Source organism: Alloprevotella sp., assembly GCF_057240785.1.
Window position 1 is genome coordinate 137,282 of sequence record NZ_DBHHRH010000030.1, and the last position, 22,184, is coordinate 159,465.

General features: G+C 46.8%; 19 protein-coding genes. 11 read left to right on the forward strand and 8 right to left on the reverse strand.

The annotated features are described in order from the left end of the window. Nucleotides 1-28 precede the first annotated feature (28 nt). The 6 genes from ACO4R2_RS06840 to pnp all read right to left on the reverse strand — a co-directional run bounded on the left by ACO4R2_RS06840 (nt 29) and on the right by pnp (nt 6,859). Nucleotides 29-667 (reverse strand): ATP-binding cassette domain-containing protein, encoded by a 639-nt coding sequence (locus ACO4R2_RS06840; RefSeq protein WP_311490044.1) that lies wholly within the window; start codon nt 665-667, stop codon nt 29-31. Further along, on the reverse strand, nt 642-1,514 hold the full coding sequence (locus ACO4R2_RS06845; RefSeq protein WP_484769670.1) for a metal ABC transporter solute-binding protein, Zn/Mn family: 873 nt from the start codon (nt 1,512-1,514) through the stop codon (nt 642-644). Before ACO4R2_RS06845 ends, ACO4R2_RS06840 begins: the two co-directional genes overlap by 26 nt. Before the next feature lie 4 nt (nt 1,515-1,518). Continuing rightward, entirely contained in the window at nt 1,519-1,971 is a 453-nt protein-coding gene (locus tag ACO4R2_RS06850) for a YqaA family protein (protein WP_484769671.1), read from the reverse strand. A gap of 13 nt (nt 1,972-1,984) precedes the next feature. Beyond that, entirely contained in the window at nt 1,985-2,950 is a 966-nt protein-coding gene (locus tag ACO4R2_RS06855; protein WP_484769672.1) for a hypothetical protein, read from the reverse strand. A 110-nt stretch (nt 2,951-3,060) separates the two neighbouring features. Beyond that, nucleotides 3,061-4,329 carry a phosphoribosylamine--glycine ligase gene (purD, locus tag ACO4R2_RS06860; RefSeq protein WP_484769673.1) on the reverse strand — a complete coding sequence of 423 codons (1,269 nt, stop codon included), beginning with the start codon at nt 4,327-4,329 and terminating at the stop codon, nt 3,061-3,063. A 241-nt stretch (nt 4,330-4,570) separates the two neighbouring features. Continuing rightward, the gene (gene pnp, locus ACO4R2_RS06865; RefSeq protein WP_484769674.1) at nt 4,571-6,859 is read right to left on the reverse strand and encodes a polyribonucleotide nucleotidyltransferase; all 2,289 of its coding nucleotides are present in this window, start codon (nt 6,857-6,859) and stop codon (nt 4,571-4,573) included. 343 nt (nt 6,860-7,202) lie between these two features. Here pnp and ACO4R2_RS06870 point away from each other — a divergent pair, with 343 nt between their 5' ends. The 3 genes from ACO4R2_RS06870 (at nt 7,203) to ACO4R2_RS06880 (ending at nt 11,326) form a co-directional block, all read left to right on the forward strand. Beyond that, nucleotides 7,203-8,435, forward strand: coding sequence for a nucleoside recognition domain-containing protein (locus ACO4R2_RS06870; RefSeq protein ID WP_484769675.1), 1,233 nt, complete (start codon nt 7,203-7,205; stop codon nt 8,433-8,435). Between the two features lie 118 nt (nt 8,436-8,553). Next, nucleotides 8,554-10,032, forward strand: a complete 1,479-nt coding sequence (locus ACO4R2_RS06875; RefSeq protein ID WP_484769676.1) for an oligosaccharide flippase family protein — start codon at nt 8,554-8,556, stop codon at nt 10,030-10,032. A 55-nt stretch (nt 10,033-10,087) separates the two neighbouring features. Then, nucleotides 10,088-11,326, forward strand: a complete 1,239-nt coding sequence (locus ACO4R2_RS06880; protein ID WP_484769677.1) for a M16 family metallopeptidase — start codon at nt 10,088-10,090, stop codon at nt 11,324-11,326. Here ACO4R2_RS06880 and ACO4R2_RS06885 read toward each other — a convergent pair. Further along, nucleotides 11,307-11,846: an NUDIX hydrolase gene (locus ACO4R2_RS06885; RefSeq protein WP_484769678.1), complete on the reverse strand. Its 540-nt coding sequence runs from the start codon at nt 11,844-11,846 to the stop codon at nt 11,307-11,309. The genes ACO4R2_RS06880 and ACO4R2_RS06885 overlap by 20 nt on opposite strands. A gap of 58 nt (nt 11,847-11,904) precedes the next feature. On the opposite strand from ACO4R2_RS06885, the gene tpx reads away from it, so the two are divergent. The 4 genes from tpx (at nt 11,905) to ACO4R2_RS06905 (ending at nt 15,591) form a co-directional block, all read left to right on the forward strand. Next, on the forward strand, nt 11,905-12,405 hold the full coding sequence (tpx, locus tag ACO4R2_RS06890) for a thiol peroxidase (protein WP_484769679.1): 501 nt from the start codon (nt 11,905-11,907) through the stop codon (nt 12,403-12,405). A 314-nt stretch (nt 12,406-12,719) separates the two neighbouring features. Beyond that, nucleotides 12,720-12,932: a DUF4492 domain-containing protein gene (locus tag ACO4R2_RS06895; RefSeq protein ID WP_484769680.1), complete on the forward strand. Its 213-nt coding sequence runs from the start codon at nt 12,720-12,722 to the stop codon at nt 12,930-12,932. 26 nt (nt 12,933-12,958) lie between these two features. Next, the gene (locus ACO4R2_RS06900; RefSeq protein WP_484769681.1) at nt 12,959-14,446 is read left to right on the forward strand and encodes a cytochrome ubiquinol oxidase subunit I; all 1,488 of its coding nucleotides are present in this window, start codon (nt 12,959-12,961) and stop codon (nt 14,444-14,446) included. Then, the gene (locus ACO4R2_RS06905) at nt 14,443-15,591 is read left to right on the forward strand and encodes a cytochrome d ubiquinol oxidase subunit II (protein ID WP_484769682.1); all 1,149 of its coding nucleotides are present in this window, start codon (nt 14,443-14,445) and stop codon (nt 15,589-15,591) included. Before ACO4R2_RS06900 ends, ACO4R2_RS06905 begins: the two co-directional genes overlap by 4 nt. Before the next feature lie 136 nt (nt 15,592-15,727). Here the strand turns inward: ACO4R2_RS06905 and ACO4R2_RS06910 are convergent, their stop codons facing one another. Beyond that, entirely contained in the window at nt 15,728-15,955 is a 228-nt protein-coding gene (locus tag ACO4R2_RS06910) for a hypothetical protein (RefSeq protein ID WP_311490058.1), read from the reverse strand. Nucleotides 15,956-16,674: 719 nt separating this feature from the next. Here ACO4R2_RS06910 and ACO4R2_RS06915 point away from each other — a divergent pair. From ACO4R2_RS06915 to ACO4R2_RS06930, 4 genes are all read left to right on the forward strand, one after another. Next, on the forward strand, nt 16,675-17,808 hold the full coding sequence (locus ACO4R2_RS06915) for an N-acetyltransferase (RefSeq protein WP_484769683.1): 1,134 nt from the start codon (nt 16,675-16,677) through the stop codon (nt 17,806-17,808). 32 nt (nt 17,809-17,840) lie between these two features. Further along, nucleotides 17,841-19,928 (forward strand): toprim domain-containing protein, encoded by a 2,088-nt coding sequence (locus ACO4R2_RS06920; protein WP_484769684.1) that lies wholly within the window; start codon nt 17,841-17,843, stop codon nt 19,926-19,928. A gap of 159 nt (nt 19,929-20,087) precedes the next feature. Further along, nucleotides 20,088-20,552 carry a pantetheine-phosphate adenylyltransferase gene (coaD, locus tag ACO4R2_RS06925; RefSeq protein ID WP_484769685.1) on the forward strand — a complete coding sequence of 155 codons (465 nt, stop codon included), beginning with the start codon at nt 20,088-20,090 and terminating at the stop codon, nt 20,550-20,552. Beyond that, entirely contained in the window at nt 20,549-22,123 is a 1,575-nt protein-coding gene (locus ACO4R2_RS06930; protein ID WP_484769686.1) for a S41 family peptidase, read from the forward strand. Before coaD ends, ACO4R2_RS06930 begins: the two co-directional genes overlap by 4 nt. Nucleotides 22,124-22,184: the final 61 nt, after the last annotated feature.

A 22,184-nucleotide genomic window follows, 5' to 3' on the forward strand; every position in this document is an offset into this window, starting at 1 on the left:
GAATTTTGAGGGTAAAAATAAGGGCTTATCACACTATCTCGCGAACGGGGCGGAGCAGGCCGTCTTTGACTTCCCATATAGTGGTGTTGCTGACTGTGGCATCATGGCTAACAAGGAGCACAGCACTGTGGTTGTTTTCTTCGCGCAAGAGATTGTAGAGAAAATCCTTCCCTTCGAGGTCGAGATGGGTGTCGGGCTCGTCGAGGAGAAGGAGATCGGGTTGGGAAACGATGGCGCGCCCCAGCAAAACGCGTTGCCACTGCCCGCCACTAAGCCCTTTGATGGGCCGCTCCTTGAACTGACTGATTTGTAGGCGTTCGAGCACACGGTCGACCTGTTCTTTTTGTTGGCGCGAAAAGCTTGTAAAGAGACGTTTGCGGTTTTGCAGTCCGCTCAGTACTACCTCGCCCACGGTGATAGGGAAGTCGCGATCGATGCCTCTATACTGTGGTAGATAGCCCAGCGTGAGTCCTGGTCGGCAAACGATGCTTCCTGCGGTAGGGGGCAACAGTCCTGCAATGATTTGTAGCAATGTGGTTTTACCCCCACCGTTGGGCCCCGTCAGAACGATAAAGTCGCGCTCAGATATGGATGCGCTGACATGGTCGAGAATGGTATTCCGCCCGTAAGTAAGGCAGAGGTTATCGAACTTGAGTAGTTCCTTCATTTTTCAAAGCCTTTGAAATGATGGAAAGCTCCGTTGGCCAGTCGTAGCCGAGCGGATTGATAATACTTACCTTTGCGCCTAAGTGCTCCGCTATGCGGCGGGCAGATTTTCCGCTGTATTCCTTTTCTATGAACACCACTCTGACGTTTTCGTTCTTACATGTTCTGATGAGTTGTTGCATTCGTGCAGCAGAAGGTTCTTTGCCGTCTTGTTCCACCGCCAGTTGGCGCAAACCGTAATCGCGAGCAAAATAGCCGAGAGCGGGGTGGTAGATGAGAAAACTGCGATGGCTCACATCTTTGAGTTCGGTACGGATTGCGGCATCAATGCTATCGACACGAGCATCGAAACGTTTGAGGTTGTCTTTGTATATCTCAGCATTGGCGGAGTCGGCTTCGCACAAAGCGTTGCAAATGTTGCTGGCTAAGATGCGGGCATTACTTGTCGACATCCATACATGTGGGTCGGCCGAGTTGGAACTATTTTCACTATGTTGTGCTGCCAAGAGATTAACGCCCTTCATGAGTGAAACGATTCTCAGCTCAGGAGCAGTCTCTGCCATTTTCTCCAGTTGAGTTTGTTCGAACCCCAGCGTACCCACTGAAAAGTAGAGTTGACTCTGACTGAGCTCCACTATTTGGTGCGGCGTTGGTTCGTAAGTCTCAGGGCTTCCTCCTGTTGGCATGAGTGTAGTGACCTTGTAGTGGTCGCCCGCAATCTGTTCTGTGAAGTAGCGCAGCGGTTCGATACTGACGGCTATGCGCGGACGGGTGTCCGTCAATTCGCCAGCACAACTCGTGAGAAGAACGCTGATGATAAGTAGAATGGCAAAACGAGTTATTTTCATTTCTTTATAGTGCTTTGTAGGCGGAGATAAGTATGGCATAACGGGCAAATTTCCCTACGGCAATGTTGAACACAGAGTAGAGAAGATTGGTGCGAAGGTAGCCCATGGCCACAGTAATGACACTTCCCAAGATAGGAATCCATGCTAAGAGTCCTGCCCAAGAGCCATATTTGCGTACTTTTTGCTTTCCCTTTTCTAATTTTTCAGGTGAAACCTTCGTCCATTGCTGTATCCATTCTTCTTTTCCCAAGGAACCGATGAAATAGTTGAAGAGTGCACCAAGAACATTTCCCAGCGTTCCCCAAATGAGAAGTTCTGTGGCGGGAGTACCTGCTGTGAGCAGAGCAATCATCACAACTTCGGAGCTGAATGGGAGGAAACTTCCAGCCAAAAATGCTGCAAGGAACATTCCGAGGGCACCATTTTCGATCAGGAGCTGTTGGAGGGAGTCAAGCATAGTGTGAGTCTGTTTATAGAGGGAGTAGGTCTTTCAACCAACTCTCCAAGGGTAGTAATCCTGAATTATAACAATAGAGTGCGAAGGTGAGGACTAACCAAAAGATGAACCAGATGTTCATGAGCACTCGCCCCTTTGCAAGGGTGAAATAGTGGGCAATGAGTGGAGAACTATTGACGATCAGAAGAGGGAAAAGATAATTGAAGAAACAAGGATAAGCCACCATGCCGCCAATAAAGGCCAGTTCTTGTATGATAAATATGTAGAAACACATTCTCACACGAATCTTGTCGTTGAAGTTCGTGCGATAGTAGTGGATGAGTCCCAACAAGACGAGTGCCAGAATAAAGCCAAAGTTGACATACTGCCAGAGAGGAATGCTCTTGTAGTCGGGAATTTGATATTCAAAGTAGGGGAGGAAATAGAGAAAAGCTGTATCGAGCTGGTTCTTCCATACAGCCCAGCCGGCAAGAAACCAATAGGGGATAATAAGTCCGAAAATGCCTGCTAAAAACGTGCGCCAAGTGAGCGAACGTAGTTGAACAACCATTTCGAGGTAGAAAAGGATGGGGAGTAGAAGCATCGGAGGGAAAGCAAGGCTTCCGAGACCGAGGAAAAAGAAAGTGTGGAAAATGATGCCTTCTGGACGCGACTTTTGATAGGAGTTGAAGAGAAGAAGGTAGGACACCACTAAACAATAGGCGGGAACCATCTGCCAACTGAGCGAATGTGTGAATGTACAAGCTACGGAGAGCATCAAAAAAGTACAGCTCACCATGCGCGAACGAATGCGCAGCAGTTGGTTGCGATTGTTGAGCTCCATCAGCAAATAAGCCATGAAGAGTGTCGAAGCCAAACCTCCGACACTCCAAATAGTTATGGGGTCGAATACAAACCAGAGAATACTGGCGATGACGACCATGATGGGCAACGTGAGCGGCCCAGTGACTACTTTGTTTCTGAAACTTTTATCAATCATTCTTATGAATAAAGTTGCGAGGGGGCTGTTGGGAAACTCCCCAAAGATTCTGACTGCGCGAAGAGATGAGCGAAGTAGCAACTTTCTTGTGCCTATTCCTTTATCCCTACTTACAGTACATCTTTTCCGATATCTCGACGGTAGTATTTACCCTTATATTGGATTTGTTCTGCCCCCTTCATGCTCTGTGCCAGAGCTTCTTGCTGTGTCTTACCATAAGAGCTAACGGCAATAACGCGGCCACCATTTGTAACGAGTTGTCCATTCTTGATGCTTGTTCCAGCATGGAACACAACGCTTCCTTCAACGGCTGCTCCCGTAATGGGGAATCCTTTCTGATAATCGCCTGGATAGCCACCACTGACAAGCATCACGCAGACTGCCGCACGCTCATCGAATTCCACTTTGCGCTGGTCGAGGTTACCTTCGGCCACACCTTCAAAAAGGTCTACGATGTCACTCTTCAGGCGAAGCATGACGCTCTCTGTTTCGGGATCGCCCATGCGGCAGTTGTATTCGATAACTTTCGGTTGCCCATCGCAGTTGATGAGGCCGAAAAAGATAAAACCCTTATAGTCGATGCCTTCTTCTGCAAGCCCATTTACAGTTGGACGTATAATCTCTTTTTCCACTTTTTGCATCCATTCGCGAGAGGCAAAAGGAACGGGAGTGACACTTCCCATACCGCCTGTATTCAATCCTGTGTCGCCTTCGCCAATACGTTTGTAGTCTTTGGCTTCGGGGAGCAACTGATAGTTCTTACCGTCGGTCAGAACGAAGACGCTACATTCAACGCCACTCAGGAATTCTTCGATGACCACTCGGCTACTGGCGTTGCCAAACATTCCGCCGAGCATTTCGCGGAGTTCTTTCTTGGCTTCTTCCAGTGTTGGGACAATCAGAACGCCTTTTCCTGCTGCAAGCCCGTCGGCTTTAAGGACGTAAGGTGCTGAGAGTGTCTCTAAGAATCGGCAACCTTCTTCCACGTGGTCGCCGTCGAAGGTGGCGTAAGCGGCCGTGGGGATATTGTGGCGTTTCATGAAGCCTTTGGCAAAATCCTTCGAACCTTCCAATTGTGCACCCACCTTAGAAGGACCGATGATCTTCACATCGCGGAGCAAACTATGATTCTGGAAATAATCTGTGATACCTTTAACAAGCGGCACTTCTGGTCCAACAACCACCATGTCAATTTCGTAGTTGATGACAAAGTCTGCCACCTCATCGAAATCAGTTGGTGTCATCTCCACATTTTCTCCAACGGCCGCCGTGCCGGCATTACCAGGACCGATGTAGAGTTTTTCGACTTTGGGACTTTGTGCTATTTTCCATGCTAAAGCATGTTCGCGTCCGCCGCTCCCTAAAAGCAAGAGTTTCATAACGTTGATGTTTATAGAGGTTTGAGTGGCAAAATTACGCCAATATCCCTGCATAACAAAAGTTTTATACTTTTTTGTGTCGTAGAGCTTCGGGCACGGACAGATCGGACTGTTTAGATTGGCTCAGCTGATAGGAGGAAAACTCAAAAGAGAAAGCAAACAACAAAAATCCCCCGCTGGTGGTTAGACCTGCGGGGGATTCCAAAGTGCCTATGGCTATTTAATCATATAAATTTTCTGATTAGAAATCGAAGCTGCTGCCTTCCGGCTTTTGCTGCTCTTCGCCAAAGTTGCGACGCTCGTGGTGGTCACGGAAACCGCCTTCGCGGCGCGGACGACGTTCACCGTGGTTGTCACCATCGCGGCGCGGACGGCGCTGTGGGCGATCCTCCCAGCCTTCGGGTTTCTCTTCGAGCACACGATGAGAGAGGCGGAACTTGCCCGTTTTTGGATCGATTTCGAGGAGCTTTACTTTGATTGTGTCGCCTTCTTTGATGCCAGCTTCCTCAACAGTCTCGAGACGCTTCCAAGCAATCTCAGAGATGTGGAGCAAACCTTCCTTGCCCGGCATGAATGCTACGAAGCAGCCGTAAGGCATGATGCTAATAACTTTTGCATCGTAAACTTCGCCCACTTCGGGAATAGCAACAATGGCTTTGATCTTACCAACTGCTGCATCGATACTTTCCTTGTTGGGAGCGCTAACCTGTACGACACCACCTCTTTCGTCTTCGTCGATAGTGATAGTGGCGCCAGTTTCTTCCTGCATGCCCTGGATGATTTTTCCACCCGGGCCAATGACAGCTCCGATAAATTCTCTAGGAATAGTAAACTGCACGATGCGAGGAACTTGTGGCTTGAAGTCTTCACGAGGAGCCGGAAGCGTTTTAAGCATCTCTCCCAGGATATGTTCGCGACCTTGTTTAGCTTGTTCGAGAGCCTTTTCGAGGATCTCGTAGCTCAGACCATCACACTTGATGTCCATCTGCGTTGCAGTCAGACCGTTTACAGTACCTGTAGTCTTGAAGTCCATATCGCCCAAGTGGTCCTCATCGCCAAGGATGTCGGAGAGAACAGCATATTTCTCTTCGCCTGGATTCTTAATAAGACCCATAGCAATACCGCTGACGGGATTGTTGAGAGGCACACCAGCGTCCATCAAAGACAATGTACCAGCGCAGACAGTAGCCATAGAGCTCGAACCATTTGATTCGAGAATATCGCTCACAACACGAACGGTGTAGGGGAAATCCTCAGGAATCTGCCCCTTAATACCGCGCCATGCCAAGTGGCCGTGACCGATTTCGCGACGACCTACGCCGCGCTGCGCCTTAGCCTCGCCAGTGGAGAAAGGAGGGAAGTTGTAGTGGAGCAGGAAACGCTGGTAGCTCTTGTCCAGCACGTCGTCCACCATTTTCTCATCGAGTTTCGTGCCGAGAGTGGTAGTGGCGAGAGCTTGCGTTTCACCGCGGGTGAAGATGGCAGAGCCGTGAGGAGCGGGGAGCGGACTTACTTCGCACCAGATGGGGCGAATTTCCGTTGTCTTACGTCCGTCGAGGCGCTTGCCTTCGTCGAGAATGCAACGGCGCATTGCGTCGCGTTCTACGTCGTTATAGTATCTGTCGATGAGCGTATTCTTTTCTTCGAGTTCGTCAGCTGTCAGGTCGGCATGTGCTTCAGCATATTTCTCTTTGAAGTTCTCGCGGAGAGCATCGAAAGCATCCATGCGATCGTGCTTAGGCAGAGCCTTACCGATGATGTTGTAAGCGGGCTGATAAAGTTCGTTGCGAATTTCTTGACGCAACTCTTCATCATTCACTTCGTGACAGTATTCGCGCTTCACGTCGGTGCCGAGTTCCTTCATCAGTTCTTTCTGGATGCGGCACATGGGCTTGATGGCTTCGTGGGCAGCTTTGAGAGCAGCGAGGAGTGCGCTTTCGGGCACTTCTTTCATTTCGCCTTCCACCATCATGATGTTGTCTTCCGTAGCACCCACCATCAAATCCATATCGGCTTGCTTGAGCTGTTCGAAAGTTGGGTTGATGACGAATTCTCCATTAATGCGAGCCACGCGGCATTCAGAGATAGGACCATCGAAAGGAATATCGCTGGCAGCCAAAGCGGCTGAAGCTGCGAAACCAGCCAAAGCGTCGGGCATATCTACACCGTCAGCAGAGAAAAGGATGATGTTGACATAAACCTCAGCGTGGTAGTTGCTGGGGAAGAGGGGACGGAGAGCGCGATCAACAAGGCGACTCGTCAGAATCTCATAGTCGCCAGCACGACCTTCGCGCTTTGTGAAACCTCCGGGGAAGCGACCAGCAGCAGAATACTTCTCTTTGTAGTCACACTGCAAGGGCATGAAGTCAGTACCAGGAACAGCGTCTTTAGCGGCAGTGACGGTGGCAAGCAGCATCGTATTGTTCATACGGAGCATCACAGCACCATCGGCTTGCTTAGCAAGCTTACCAGTCTCAATGCTGATGGTGCGTCCATCAGGCAGTTCGACGGTTTTTGTAATTACGTTCATCGTTATAAATAGATCTATTAAAAATATATTTTCGTCTTAAAATCGTGCAAAGATAATAGTTTCTTTCAGAATCAATTGTGTTTTAGGCCTTTTTAATCGTAAACCTTTGTTTGAAACTTATGTTCCTACTTTAATAAGTCTACTCTAAAGAGAAATGTTTAGAAAAGGCTTTAGAAGCTTTGGGCTGATTTATAAGTCTTTGTTTATGAGTATAAATTGGCGTAGTATAAAAGCGTTACTTCTTTTTTATGAGGCTCACTGAAAGAAGAGAGACTCTATAATCTTTAGTATGTCGCTTGCATTTTTGTATCTTTGCAGCCATTAGCACACTATAATATTTAAGATGGTACTAAATTATATCTGGATCGCATTTTTTCTCATTGCTTTTGTGATTGCCGTTGTGAGACTTATTTTCTTCGGCGATGTGGAAGTATTTCCCAATATCATGAACTCTACTTTTGAAACGGCGAAGCAAGGATTCGAGATTTCGTTGGGACTGACGGGAGTGCTCTCACTCTGGATGGGTGTTATGAAAATTGGCGAGAAGGGTGGAGTTGTCAATGTGTTGGCGCGCTTTCTGAGTCCGCTCTTTACACGCCTCTTCCCCGATATTCCGAAGAATCATCCTGTTTACGGCAATATCTTTATGAACATTGCTGCCAATATGCTTGGTCTCGACAATGCGGCAACGCCGCTCGGACTAAAAGCAATGGAAGGAATGCAGGAGCTGAATGCGAAGAAAGACACGGCAACCAACCCTATGATTATGTTCCTTGTACTGAATACGAGTGGGTTGACGCTAATTCCTGTCAGTATCATGACCTACCGTTTCCAATGTGGAGCAGCTCAACCAACGGATATTTTTGTGCCAATACTGATTGCAACTTTTATAGCCACGATTGCAGGTATTATCATCACTGCTCTTTATCAACATATCAATCTGCTGAACCGCACCCTTCTGCTCACGCTCGGTGGAGCAATTGCCTTGATTGTAGCTTTGATAGGTGTGTTTATGCAAATGAAGCCAGAGCAGATGAACGCCATTAGTAGTACTGCTGCCAATGTGTTGCTGTTCACGGTTATTATTACTTTTATAGTAGCCGGAATGAGAAAGCGCATCAATGTTTACGATGCTTTCATCGAAGGAGCAAAGGAGGGTTTCTCCACCGCCGTGCGTATTATTCCCTATCTCATCGCCATCCTCGTTGCCATCGGAGTTTTTCGTGCTTCGGGTGCTATGGATTGGCTCATTGGTGGCATTCGCTGGTGTGTGGAATTGACCGGGGCCAATGCCGACTGGGTGGGCGCGTTGCCAACAGCCATCATGAAGCCTCTTTCTGGTTCTGGCGCGCGAGGTATGATGGTAGACGCGATGAATACTTATGGTGCGGATTCCTTTATTGGGCGCTTGAGTTGTATTTTTCAAGGTTCAACAGATACTACATTCTACATCTTGGCCGTTTATTTTGGTAGTATCGGTGTGAGTCGTACGCGCCACGCCGTAGTCTGCGGATTGTTGGCCGACTTAGCAGGCGTGGTTGCTGCCATAGGTGTTTGTTATCTTTTCTTTGGGTAAGCATGCACGCTATAAACCTTAGCTTTTAAGCATGCAAAGAACCTCGATGAAATCGCTAAAATATACATGGCCTTATAAGATCTCTTTCAAGATTGCAGGGCAATAAAAAATAGATAAAATGGCAAACTTAAAGTCTTTAGTAAAAGATACTGTTATCTATGGTATGAGCAGTATCCTCGGACGATTCCTCAACTATCTGCTCGTGCCGCTTTATACGATAAAGATGGCAGTGGCATCGGGAGGCTATGGTGTTGTTACAAACATTTATGCCTACACAGCCCTGCTCTTGGTTATCTTGACCTTTGGCATGGAAACCACCTTCTTTCGCTATGTGAACAAAGAAGGTGAGAACCCTGAACGGGTTTATTCCACAACGCTCATCGCTGTGGCGTTGGTGGGAGTGCTCTTTGTGGCCCTCGTGTTGGGCTTTTTAACTCCCATTTCATCTGCGTTGGGATATGCTTCAACGCCACAGTATGTTTGGGTTATGGCAGTCTGTGTGGCAATTGACGCATTTCAGTGCATACCCTTTGCATATCTGCGCTACAAGCGTCGCCCATATAAGTTTGCGGTGTTGAAATTGCTCTTTATCTTCCTTAATATCTCGCTCAATCTGATTTACTTCCTCGTTGTTCCAACGCTTTATACAGGGCCTGATTGTGCGGTGGCTCCGCTGCTGGCAGAAGGCGACGTGGTAGATGTGAGCTATGTGTTCTATATCAACTTGCTCTGCACGGGGAGCGTCACGTTCTGTTTCTGGAAAGAGTTGACGGGCTTCCGCTGGACACTGGATCGCCCCTTGCTCAAACGTATGTTGAGCTATTCTTGGCCCATACTTATTTTGGGTGTTGCAGGTATCTTGAACCAAACAGCCGATAAGATTATTTACCCGATGATTCGCAGCGGACGGCAGGGACACGTTGAATTAGGTATATATGGTGCAGCCGTAAAAATTGCTATGATTATGGCGATGATTACCCAAGCTTTCCGTTATGCCTATGAGCCTTTCGTGTTTGGTAAAAGTAGAGACAAAGATAACAGAGAAACATACGCCAAGGCAATGAAGTATTTTATTATCTTCACCCTCTTAGCTTTCCTCATCGTTATGGGATATATGGATATCTTGCGCCATGTCATCGGTCGGGGCTATTGGGAAGGGCTTCGCGTGGTGCCTATCGTTATGGCAGCAGAAATAATGATGGGTGTCTATTTCAACTTGAGTTTTTGGTACAAACTCACCGATCGCACCATTTGGGGGGCAGTATTTTCAGGCGTTGGTTGCTCGGTTCTCATCGCGGTTAATGTTCTTTTCATTCCGCAATACCACTACATGGCTTGCGCCTGGGCCGGTTTTGCTGGTTACGGAACGGCGATGCTCCTGAGCTATTTTGTGGGGCAGAAATACTATCCCATCAACTATCCCTTGAAGAGTATCTTTGTCTACGTTGCCATTACGGCTCTTTTCTTCTTCATCATGCAACAGGAGCCAGAAACGTGGAATGTATGGGTACGTGTGGGTATCAACACTGCACTTATCCTTGCTTTCATCGGACATTTTATGTATTGGGATTTACCCAAGAAACACCGCAAGGCATAATGTGGTAAAATAGATGGAGACAGCTCTTGTCCTATCCGATAAGAAACTAAAAATAATGCATCAAACACATACTCTCTCTAACGGTCTACGAATCATTCATGAACCTTCTCGTTCAGAAGTGCTCTATTGTGGCTACGTTGTCTGTGCAGGCACACGCCACGAGGATGAAAAAGATTCTGGAATGGCCCATTTCATCGAGCATCTGACCTTTAAAGGGACTACTCATCGCAAGGCGTGGCAAATCACCAATGGATTGGAGCGTGTGGGTGGAGACCTAAACGCATATACAACCAAACAAGAAACGGTTTATTATGCTACAATCCTGCGCCAAGACTTTCGGCGCGCTGCTGATTTGCTCACAGATATAGTTTTTAATAGTACTTTTCCGCAGCATGAAATAGATAAAGAAGTAGAGGTTATCTGCGATGAAATCGATAGTTATAAAGATAGCCCTTCCGAACTTATCTTTGATGAGTTTGAGAGTCTTATTTTTCCAAACCATCCTTTAGGGCGTGATATCTTGGGCTCGAAAGAACGACTTCATGAATATCGTACTGCAGACGCGCTACTTTTTACACATCGCTATTATCAACCGAACAACTGTGTGTTCTTTGTTTATGGTAATGTGGACTTCAACCGCATTGTGCGTACGCTCGAAAAACTTACAGAGGGGATTGGTTCTGTGTCCACTAATAGTGCCCCACGTTTGCAACAAACTACTGCACCGATTGAAAAGCCGCGCGAAGCCGTTACCCTTTTTCGTCACCACGACACTCATCAAGCACACGTTCTTATAGGTAATAGAACTTTTGGTGGGCGGGATCCGCGTCGCTACGGCCTTTTTCTTTTGAATAATATCTTAGGTGGTCCTGGTATGAACTCTCGCTTTAATCTGAGTTTGCGCGAGCATGCTGGATTGGTTTACTCTGTTGATTCCTATTTGGCAACCTATCCCGACGAAGGTCTGTGGGAAGTTTATTTTGGTTGTGATGTGGCCGATGTGGAGCGCTGTCGCAGACTCATCAACAAAGAGCTTCGCCGAATGGTGGAGAAGCCTTTAACGCAGAATCAGCTCAATGCCGCTCTCAAGCAAGTAATTGGCCAAATAGGAATTTCGGATGAAAATTTAGAACAACACGCCATCGGGCTCGGAAAAAGCTTTGCTCATTATGGCCGATACCAAGGTAGTCGTGAAGTGGTGGAGCATCTCCGCGAACTCACGCCTCAACAGCTCCAAGAGATTGCGGCAGAGGTGTACGACGTAAATCGTCTTACTACGTTGGTGTATAACTGATGTTGCTATCCAATAGCTTTTGAACCCCTGCCGCAATAGATGCTAACCCAAAGTTGCTGGGGCGTATGTCCGCCAAAGGGATCCAGAAAAGTGCTGCGGCATCATCATGTGCAATAAGTGCCGTTTCATCGAGTAATTGGCATAAAAAGAAAAGATCTGTGGTGTGTACGATGAAATCGGAATAAACGTATTCGTTGGGCAAGGAAAATAAAAACTTTTCCACCACAGCCTTTCCGCCTGTTTCTTCCTCCACTTCGCGCACGATGCCCTCCTCAGCAGTTTCCCCCGCATCCACAAAGCCTCCAGGAAGATCGAGAGTTCCTGCCGTTGGATTGAAGGCGCGGCGAGTGACAAGGAGTTCGTTGCGCGAATTGAGAATAACAGCCACAGTGGCCGCTGCTGCATTGTGGTAGAAAGTGAAACCACAGTCTGTGCAACGCTTCGATTTGAAATCGTTCACCTCGAAGTGTGCAGAACCGCAACAAGGACAAAAAAGAAACTTAGCGAGAGGGTGTATCATATAAAAAAGAAGTATCTTTGTCTGCGAAGATAATCAATAATTAAAAAAACAGACTTTTATGCAAGTAACATTTCTTGGCAACCCCGTTACATTAGTGGGTGAGCCTCCCAAAGTAGGTGAAAAAGCCCCCAAGTTTGGCGGTGTTCGTGGTGATCTTAGTGTTCTTCATCTGCCCGAACTGCTCGGCAAACGTGTTGTGCTGAATATTTTCCCCAGTCTCGATACCGAAGTTTGCGCCATGTCCGTGCGCCGTTTCAATAAAGAAGCTTCCGAATTAGAGAATACCGTTGTGCTCTGTGTCAGCAAGGATCTCCCCTTTGCTCAGCAGCGTTTCTGCTCAACAGAAGGGCTTGAAAATGTAGTTCCTGTAAGCGTGTTCCGCTGCGGATGCTTTTCAGAGAAATATGGCTTAGAGATTACCGACGGTCCACTGAAGGGGCTTGAAGCTCGTGCCGTTATCGTGATTGACGAAGAAGGTACGATTGTCTACGAAGAGGTGGTGAGCGAAATCACTCATGAACCCAATTACGAAGCAGCACTGGACGCGCTGAAGAAGTAATTAGGACGGTGAATAAAATAGATTGAGCGTACAAAATTCTTTATAGAGTTGACGCGCAATATCCTTGAATCAAATTGATTGTGTAAGAGGATTTATTCAACTTTTAGTACCTCTAAAGATTCAAAACAATTTACGGCGTATTCTTCTGGATTGAGGAGTACGCTGTTTTGTTTGTCCTAAACAACATTTGTCTTTGTGTGGAATATTTTGTAGAAAGAATCCTGGTGCAGAGTTCTTAAAAAATATTTAACGCTTTTTGCAGAGATTATAAAATGTTTTATCTTTGTCTCCTTTCTTCTTTTAGCTAAAGAAATATGGAACAGAACACCAATATATTTAAGAGAATCTTCCGATTCTATATAGAAGGATTTCGGAACATGACATGGGGACGTACCCTGTGGCTTATCATAATTCTGAAATTATTTGTTTTCTTTGTAGTTCTGCGTATTTTCTTTTTTCAACCCTACTATAAAGGTCTTAACGACAAAGAAAAAGCAGAGATGGTAGGAAGAAAACTAATGAAATGAAAACTCAATTAAAATAAAATCTATCAATGGAACTTTTATCTATTCTTGTTGATTGGTCACGTGCGCAATTTGCGCTGACAGCCTGCTATCACTGGCTGTTCGTGCCACTCACACTGGGATTGGCCCTTATCATGGCCATTATGGAAACCCTCTACTATGTGAAGAAAGACGAATTCTGGAAGCGAACGGCGCAATTCTGGATGAAGCTTTTTGGTATTAACTTTGCCATTGGCGTTGCTACTGGTTTGATTCTGGAATTTGAATTTGGAACCAACTGGTCCAACTATTCTTGGTTTGTGGGCGACATCTTCGGTGCGCCACTGGCTATTGAAGGTATCGTGGCTTTCTTTATGGAGTCTACGTTCATTGCTGTAATGTTTTTCGGCTGGAACAAGGTGAGCAAAGGCTTTCACTTGGCATCCACTTGGTTGACGGGCATCGGCGCCACTCTCTCTGCATGGTGGATTCTTGTAGCAAATGCTTGGATGCAACATCCCGTTGGTATGGAGTTCAACCCGCTTACGGTGCGCAACGAAATGGTAAGTTTCGTAGAGGTAGCTCTTAGTCCAACAGCTGTCGTTAAGTTCCTCCACACAGTATCAAGCGGCTGGATGACTGGCGCGTTTTTCGTGTTGGGTGTGAGCTGCTGGTTCTTGCTGAAAAAGCGCAACAAGGAAATGGCGCTCCGCAGTATCCGCGTGGCAACGTGGGTAGGTATTATTAGCACTCTCGTTGTGATGGGTACAGGTGACCAAAGCGGTGTAGATATTGCTAAGAATCAACCGATGAAACTGGCTGCTGCAGAAGGTTTGCAGAATGGCGGTCAGCGCGCTCATTTCTCTATTGTACCAGGTGTTGAAGTTCCAGGCGTTCTCTCTGTTTTGGCAACACACGACCTCGATGGTTATGTGCCAGGAATTAACGATCTCATCAATGGTTATACACTCCCCGATGGCACTAAGCAGCTGGGTGGTAAAGAGAAAATGGTGCTGGGCAAGCAAGCTTTGGCCGATTTCCAAGCTTACCGTGCCGCTGTTGGAAAAGATAGTGTGGCTGCTGCCGCTGCTGCGCAACGCCTTAAAGCCAACATGCCTTATTTTGGCTATGGTCATATTCAGAAAGCGGAAGACCTTGTGCCCCCCGTTGACATTGTATTCTGGTCGTTCCGTTTAATGGTGGGCTTAGGTGGATTGCTCATGCTGATTGTTCTTCTCTTTGCTTGGTACGATCGCAAGGGTAAGTTGGCCGATACGCGCTGGCTCTTGAAGGCCGGTCTTTGGTCAATTCCGTGCGTTTACATTGCAGGTCAAGCAGGTTGGACTGTAGCGGAAGTGGGCCGTCAGCCATGGATCATTCAAGATATGCTCCCTATCAACGCTGGTATTTCTAATTTGCAAAGCTCCAGTGTCATCATCACATTCTTCCTTTTTGCTGCTATCTTCACAGTGTTGCTCATTGCTGAAGTTAGCATCCTCACAAAGGCCATCAAGAACCATAATTCCGAATCTCTATGATAACTTATCAATTTTTGCAACAATACTGGTGGTTCCTCATCAGTCTGCTGGGTGGTTTGCTCGTATTCCTTCTTTTCGTACAAGGAGCAAACACCCTCATCTTTCGCATTGGTCATACAGAAGAAGAGCGCGAGCTCATCGTTAATTCCACGGGCCGTAAATGGGAGTTTACTTTCACCACGCTCGTCACCTTTGGTGGAGCTTTCTTTGCCTCCTTCCCCTTATTTTATAGCACCTCGTTTGGTGGTGCCTATTGGGTGTGGATGCTCATTTTGGCCTCTTTTGTTCTGCAAGCTGTGGCATACGAATACCAGAACAAACCTGGAAATGTTTACGGGCGTAATGTTTTTCGCGCTTTTCTTGGTTTCAACGGCTTTTTCGGCCCTTTCCTTTTGGGTGCAGCAGTAGCCACATTCTTTACGGGTTCAGAATTTATTGTAGAAAAGAATGCCATCGGAGGTGCTGATCTGATGCCAGTCATCAGTAGCTGGGCTAACAATTGGCATGGACTTGAGGCGTTGGCCAATCCATGGAACTGGTGTTTAGGTTTTGCTGTGTTCTTCTTGGCGCGCTTGCTGGGTTCGCTCTACCTCATCAATAATATTGATGATGAAGTACTGCTCCCTCGCTTCCGCCGTCAGTTGCTCATTGATGTTGTTCCATTCTTGATTTTCTTCTTGGCTTTTGTGGGCAAACTCTTGCTGGGAGAAGGTTTCGCTGTCGATGCCAACGGCGTTGTTAGTTTAGAGAGTGGAAAATATGCCGCCAATCTGTTTGGCAATATCTATATTCTGTTGCTTTTCCTCGTTGGTGTAGTAGGAGTTTTGGCAGGGATTATCTTGACCCTCCTTCGCCCCGCGTTCAAGCGCGGTATTTGGGCAGCAGGTATAGGTACGGTACTGACCGTTATGGCATTGTTCCTCATTGCTGGTCTCAATGGAACGAGCTACTATCCCTCTACGGCCGATTTGCAAAGCTCTTTGACCATTGAAAACAGTTGTTCAAGCGAATTCACGCTTCGCACGATGGCAATAGTTTCGTTAGTTATTCCCTTCGTCCTTGCCTATATCATCTATTGCTGGCGCGCTATTGACTTACGCTCCATCACGCGCAAGGAAATGGAAGAAGAAGATCACAAATACTAAATCCGTATATCTTTGATCATAAATAAAGGAAACCGTCATTGAGGCGGTTTCCTTTTTTTCCGTTGTTCTTCATCTCTATTCCAACGAACAGGACTAAGTTTACATCAGTCCAGCAGCCTGAAACACCTGCTGGTTTTCATTGGAGCACTGCTGTCTCGTCAAGAGATGCATACCGCAGATAGCCATCTTTCGCAAGAATGAAAGTAGGACCATCCATGGGAGACTCTACATCGGCCATTGACTCATCATCAAAAGCTCTGTAGACATCATAGCCTCGCCATACTTTTAAGTACTTGGCAGAAGCATAGCCCAGTTTGCGAGCAAGCCGCACAACCTTAGCTTCGAGTGACCTAGTGTTAGCCATATTGAGTACTATAATTTATTGAGAGAGAATAATTCCCTCTCCAAAGATATGTATTACTTTCATTGTCTCCAAATCTTTTTTCTCTCTATTTTTCTTATTTGTCAGAATCAGTTTGACAGAGGATCCCCGCAAAGCCTTTATTCTATCGGTTTTTGCAAAAAGAAAAGGTTTCTGAATAAAATTTTTCTCTACAATATGTTATTTTATAATTAGTTGTACTCTTGTGAGGAAAGTAGGTGAGAATGTGTTTCTCTGTCTTTTCTTCTTATTTTTCAAATGTGGCCGGAAATATCCTTATAGCGTTTGAAAATGCAATAAGGCTATCAGCTGACGCGCTTATTGTGTCAGTTGAGGCAATAAGGAAGCCAACGGCTGGAATAAGAATGTATTAAAAGCAGTAGGGGAGGCCATCTTTTTTGTTCAATTAAACCTGTTATATCCTTAATGAATTCTTCTGATATTCAGATAGAAGTGTTGCTGTGTGCGTTAAATCGTATTCTTTGTTTGCTTTGTAAGTGGAATAGATGATAATTTGTTGTTTATTAACTGTTTATTGGTTCTGGTATCGTGTTTTTATTTATACTCTACTCTTTGTGAACTACAATCTCTCCAAGGAGAGATGTGTGGGCTACTTTTGATATGCGCCTTCCCCTGTTGCAAGTTTGCTTTTCATTAGTTTTTCCATATCTTTGCAAGCTAATAAGTCTCAATACATTTATATGTCAGTAGAAATCAAAAAGGTTGAAACAAAAAGTGACCTGAAAAAGTTCATTCGTTTCAACTATGAGCTATACAAAGACAATGCGTACAGCGTGCCTGATCTGTACGAGGATATGCTCAACACTTTCTCCACAACGAAAAATCCTGCTTTCGAATTTTGTGAAGCCGAATATTTCTTGGCTTTGCAAGATGGAAAAATTGTAGGTCGCGTAGCTGCTATCATTAACAATCGTGCTAATAGCACTTGGAATCAAAAAGTGGTTCGCTTTGGTTGGATCGACTTCATCGACGACAAAGAAGTGAGCCAAGCACTCATCGATACGGTAAAATCGTGGGGCAAGGAGCGCGGAATGACTGAATTGCAAGGGCCTTTAGGCTTCACCGATATGGATGCAGAAGGGGCTTTGATTGAAGGCTTCGACCAGTTGTCCACCATTGCCACTATCTATAACTATCCCTATTATCCCGAGCATTTTGAAGCACTGGGTATGGAGAAAGCAGTGGATTGGGTAGAGAAGAAAATTTATATCCCCGAAGCCATTCCTGAAAAGCATGCACGCATTTCTAAGATTATCCAAGAGCGCTATAATCTTCACATCCGTAAGCTGAAAAACCGTAAGGATGTAGAGGAAAACAATTTGGGTCGCCGCATCTTTGAGCTTATCAACGAAGCTTACGCCCCCCTGTTTGGTTTCTCTCGTATGACCGATCGGCAGATTGACGGCTATGTAAATATGTACATTCCTCTGCTCGATTTGCGAATGGTGACGCTCATTGAAAATGAGAACAACGAGCTTGTCTGCGTTGGAATCTCCATGGGGTCTCTTTCGCGCGCCATGCAGAAGGCGAAAGGCAAACTCTTCCCCTTCGGGTGGTTCCATCTGGTGAAGGCGCTGAAATGGAAACACGACAAAGTGTTGGATTTGCTGCTTGTTGCCGTTCGTCCAGACTATCAGGGTAAAGGTGTGAACGCACTGCTCTTCACGGATCTCATCCCCATTTATCAGCAAATGGGCTTTGAATATGCAGAGAGCAACCCCGAGTTGGAAATCAATGAGAAGGTGCAAAGCCAGTGGCAATATTTCAAAACAGAGCAACACAAGCGCCGCCGCTGCTACAAAGCAGATATCTAAATACAGCATAACGACAAAGTCCCAACCATATAATGGCAGAAGAAAAGGAAGCAGAACTGACGCCCGCAGTTGAATATCATCAGCGCGAAGAATACGATGAAAGTAAAATCCGCCACTTGGACGATACGGACCATATCCGTACGCGTCCTGGTATGTATATCGGCCGATTGGGCGATGGTAGCCATGCCGAAGACGGTATCTATGTGCTGTTGAAAGAAACGATAGACAATTCCGTCGACGAATTCAACGAAGGTTTCGGTAAGCGTATAGAAGTGGAAGTGGAGAACGAAAAGGGAGCCTCCATTCGCGACTACGGTCGCGGCATTCCCTTGGGTTCGCTGGTGGCTGCCGTGTCGCAGTTGAACACCGGTGCTAAGTACGATACAGCTGTCTTCACTGCCAGTGTGGGTCTGAATGGTGTGGGTTTGAAAGCTGTCAACGCACTCAGCCAGAAGTTTATAGCGCGTAGTCATCGCGATGGCCGATTCCACGAAGCCTCCTTCGAACGTGGCAAACTCGTTAGCGAAAACGAGGGCGACACAGAGGAGGAGAACGGTACATATATTTATTTTGAACCCGACCCTACGCTGTTCCTCCATTTCAAGTTCCACGATGAATTTGTCAGCAATATGCTGCGCAACTACACCTATCTGAATACGGGTCTCGCCATCTTCCACAACGGCCGCCGCATCATCTCTCGCAATGGTCTTGAGGATTTGCTCAACGACAATATGACGGAGCAAAGTCTCTATCCCATCGTGCATCTGCAAGGTGAGGGAATCGACATTGCGTTCACGCATACCAATCAGTATGGTGAGGAATACTACTCCTTCGTCAACGGCCAGCACACCACGCAAGGCGGTACGCATCAGAGTGCCTTCAAAGAGCATATAGCACGAACGTTCAAAGAATTTTTCGGAAAGAACTTCGACGTGCAAGATGTGCGCAACGGACTCGTTGCAGCTATTGCGATTCGCGTGATAGAGCCTATGTTTGAGAGTCAAACTAAAATAAAACTTGGTTCTCTTTCAATGGCGCCCGATAAAGATAAGAATGGTCGTCCTTTCCCCCTTTCAGGCATTAGCGTGAATAAATTTGTTGGAGATTTCATCAAGGAGCACGTCGACAACTATCTACACAAGCATCTCGACATTGCTGAAATTATTCAGCAAAAGATACAAGACAGCGAAAAAGAACGCAAAGCCATTGCGGGAGTAACCAAGGTGGCTCGTGAGCGCGCTAAGAAAGCCAATCTCCACAACGAGAAGCTCCGCGACTGCCGCCTGCACCTCAACGATACCATCAAAGGTAAGCGAGCCGGCAGCAAGAACCGCGAAGAGGACGACCACGACCTGCGCGAGGACACGAGCCTCTTCATCACCGAGGGCGACTCTGCCAGCGGTAGCATCACCAAGAGCCGCGATGCCAACACGCAAGCAGTGTTCAGCCTTATCGGAAAACCGCTCAACTGCTTCGGAAAGACGAAAGAAGTGGTCTATACCAACCGTGAATTCTATCTCTTGCAGTCGGCACTCAACATTGAAGACGGGCTCGACGGCTTGCGCTACAACAAAGTTATTATAGCCACGGATGCCGACGTGGACGGAATGCACATCCGCCTGCTGATGCTGACTTTCTTCCTCCAGTTCTTCCCCGAACTTGTCAAGACGGGCCACGTCTACATCCTTCAGACGCCGCTCTTCCGCGTACGCAATAAGAAGAAAAAAGTGAAGGCGGCAAAAGTGAAGACCGTAACAGATAAAAGTGCGGGAGCTGCCATTCTGAAAAAAGCCCAGAACAGCGATCGTTCCGAATATGAAACTATCTACTGTTATACAGAAGCCGAACGCTTGGCAGCGATTGAGAAACTAAGTCCCGACCCTGAGATTACCCGTTTCAAAGGTCTTGGCGAGATTTCCCCCGATGAGTTCCGCCACTTCATAGGGCCCGACATCCGTCTCGAACAAGTTCATCTCCACAAAAGCGATAAGGTGAGCGATCTCTTGAGCTACTATATGGGTAAGAACACCATTGAGCGACAGAACTTCATCATTGATAACCTTGTGGTGGAAGAAGATCTCGCAGAAGGAGATGTTGATAACGACATATTGGACGAATAATTTTTTGTCCTATTCAGTAATAAAACCGCAACAATCAGTCAGTCCGCTGCCTTTGTTGCGGTTTTTATTGTTCAGTTGTTTATATCAAAAAGATGTGAAAACAGAGGCAAAAAGTTAGGAAAATCGTAACTTCGCGCTCTAATAAAAAGAACAGACATTATGAAGATAGCCGTGTTCCCAGGGTCGTTTGATCCCTTCACTGTTGGCCACGCCAGCATCGTGGAGCGCGCCCTGCCCATGTTTGATAAAATCATCATTGGTGTGGGTGTGAATGGAAGCAAACGTCCGCTCTACACGCCAGAACAACGCGTACAAGAAATCAGCGAACTCTATAAAGATGAGCCACGCATCAGTGTTGTTAGCTACAATGATTTGACCATTGATTTGGCGCGCCGCCACAATGCACAGTTCATTGTGCGCGGACTGCGTAGTGTGAAGGACTTCGAATACGAGCGCGACGTGGCATCTATGAACCAACGCCTCGGAGGAGTCGAAACAGTGATGCTTTTCTGCGAAGAACGCCACGCCTATATCAGTTCGAGCGTTGTGCGCGAACTCATTGCCTTTGGCAAAGACGTCTCCGACTTTCTCCCTAAAAAAACAGAAAATAAAATAGAACAATGAAAAAGTACATATTCCTACTGTTCGCCCTGCTTTGCGCGAACGGTCTTCATGCGCAGCACGATTTCGGCGACATCGACGTTGAGCAGCTTCGCAAATTGCAGATGGCGCAAATGGCCATCACCAGTCTCTATGTGGACAGTGTTGATCAAAAGAAGTTGGCCGAAGATGCCATTCGAGGCATGCTCGACAAGCTCGATCCTCATTCCTCTTACTCTAACGCGAAAGAAACCAAGCAGCTCACAGAGCCGCTCGATGGCAACTTCGAAGGCATCGGTGTACAGTTCAATATGCTGGAAGATACACTCGTGGTCATCCAAACCGTGCGCAAAGGACCGAGCGAGAAAGTCGGAATCCTCTCTGGCGACCGCATCGTGAGCGTTGATGGCCTCCCCATTGCCGGCGTGAAAATGAGCCGCGATAGCATCATGACAAAGCTGCGCGGCCCGAAGGGAACGAAAGTGAAACTCGGCATTGTGCGCCGCGGCGTGAAGGAGACGCTCTACTTCACTGTTACGCGCGACAAAATCCCCCTTAACACGCTCGACGCTTACTACATGATAGAACCCGGTATTGGCTATATCCATCTCGAGCAGTTTGGTGCCACCAGTGGTAAAGAAATGAACGATGCCATCAAAGCCCTACAGAAACAAGGTATGAAGCATCTCATTCTCGATCTTCAGATGAATGGCGGCGGATATTTAGGTTCTGCTGTTGAGGTGGCAAATGAGTTTTTGAAACCAGGTGCACTCGTGGTCTATACTGAAGGCCGCAAACAGCCCAAGCAGGTGCTCACGGCCGAAGGTGGCGGACTCATGCAAAATGGTAAATTAGTGGTACTCGTTGATGAATACACCGCTTCAGCTGCCGAAATCGTTTCGGGAGCTATCCAAGACCACGACCGCGGCACCATTGTTGGACGTCGCACCTTTGGCAAAGGCCTTGTACAACGCCCCATACCTCTCCCCGATGGCTCTATGATTCGCCTGACTACGGCCCACTACTACACGCCCTCTGGGCGTTGTATTCAGAAGCCATACGTCAAAGGACAGAAGGACGAGTACAACCAAGACCTCGAGCAGCGCTATAAGCACGGCGAACTCGTATGTAAAGACAGCATCCATCTCGATTCTACTAAAGTGTATCGCACATTGGAGAAGCAACGTATCGTTTATGGTGGCGGTGGCATCATGCCCGATGTCTTCGTACCGCTCGATACTACAACCTACTCCAAATACTACCTCGCTCTGCGCCGTGCCAATATCATCAATGAGAAAAGTTTGAAATTCATCGACAACCACCGCAAGGAAATCAAACGCCAGTATCCCGAATTCAAAAAGTTTATGGACACTTACGAAGTACCGCAAACGCTCATCGATGAGATTATCGAAGCCGGCAAGCAGAAAAAGATAGAAGCCAAGGACGATAAGGAAATGCAAAAAACGCTCCCCGACTTGCGTTTCACGCTAAAGAGCCTCATTATTTATGATGTGTGGGATCGCAACGAATACTTCCAATTCGTCAATCGCCGCAGCGATATTGTCAAGAAAGGTCTCGAACTCATTAAGAAGTAAGTACCTATACCTTCATATACCAACCATTCCCGAATCTTTGTGGCTCGGGAATGGTTTTTTT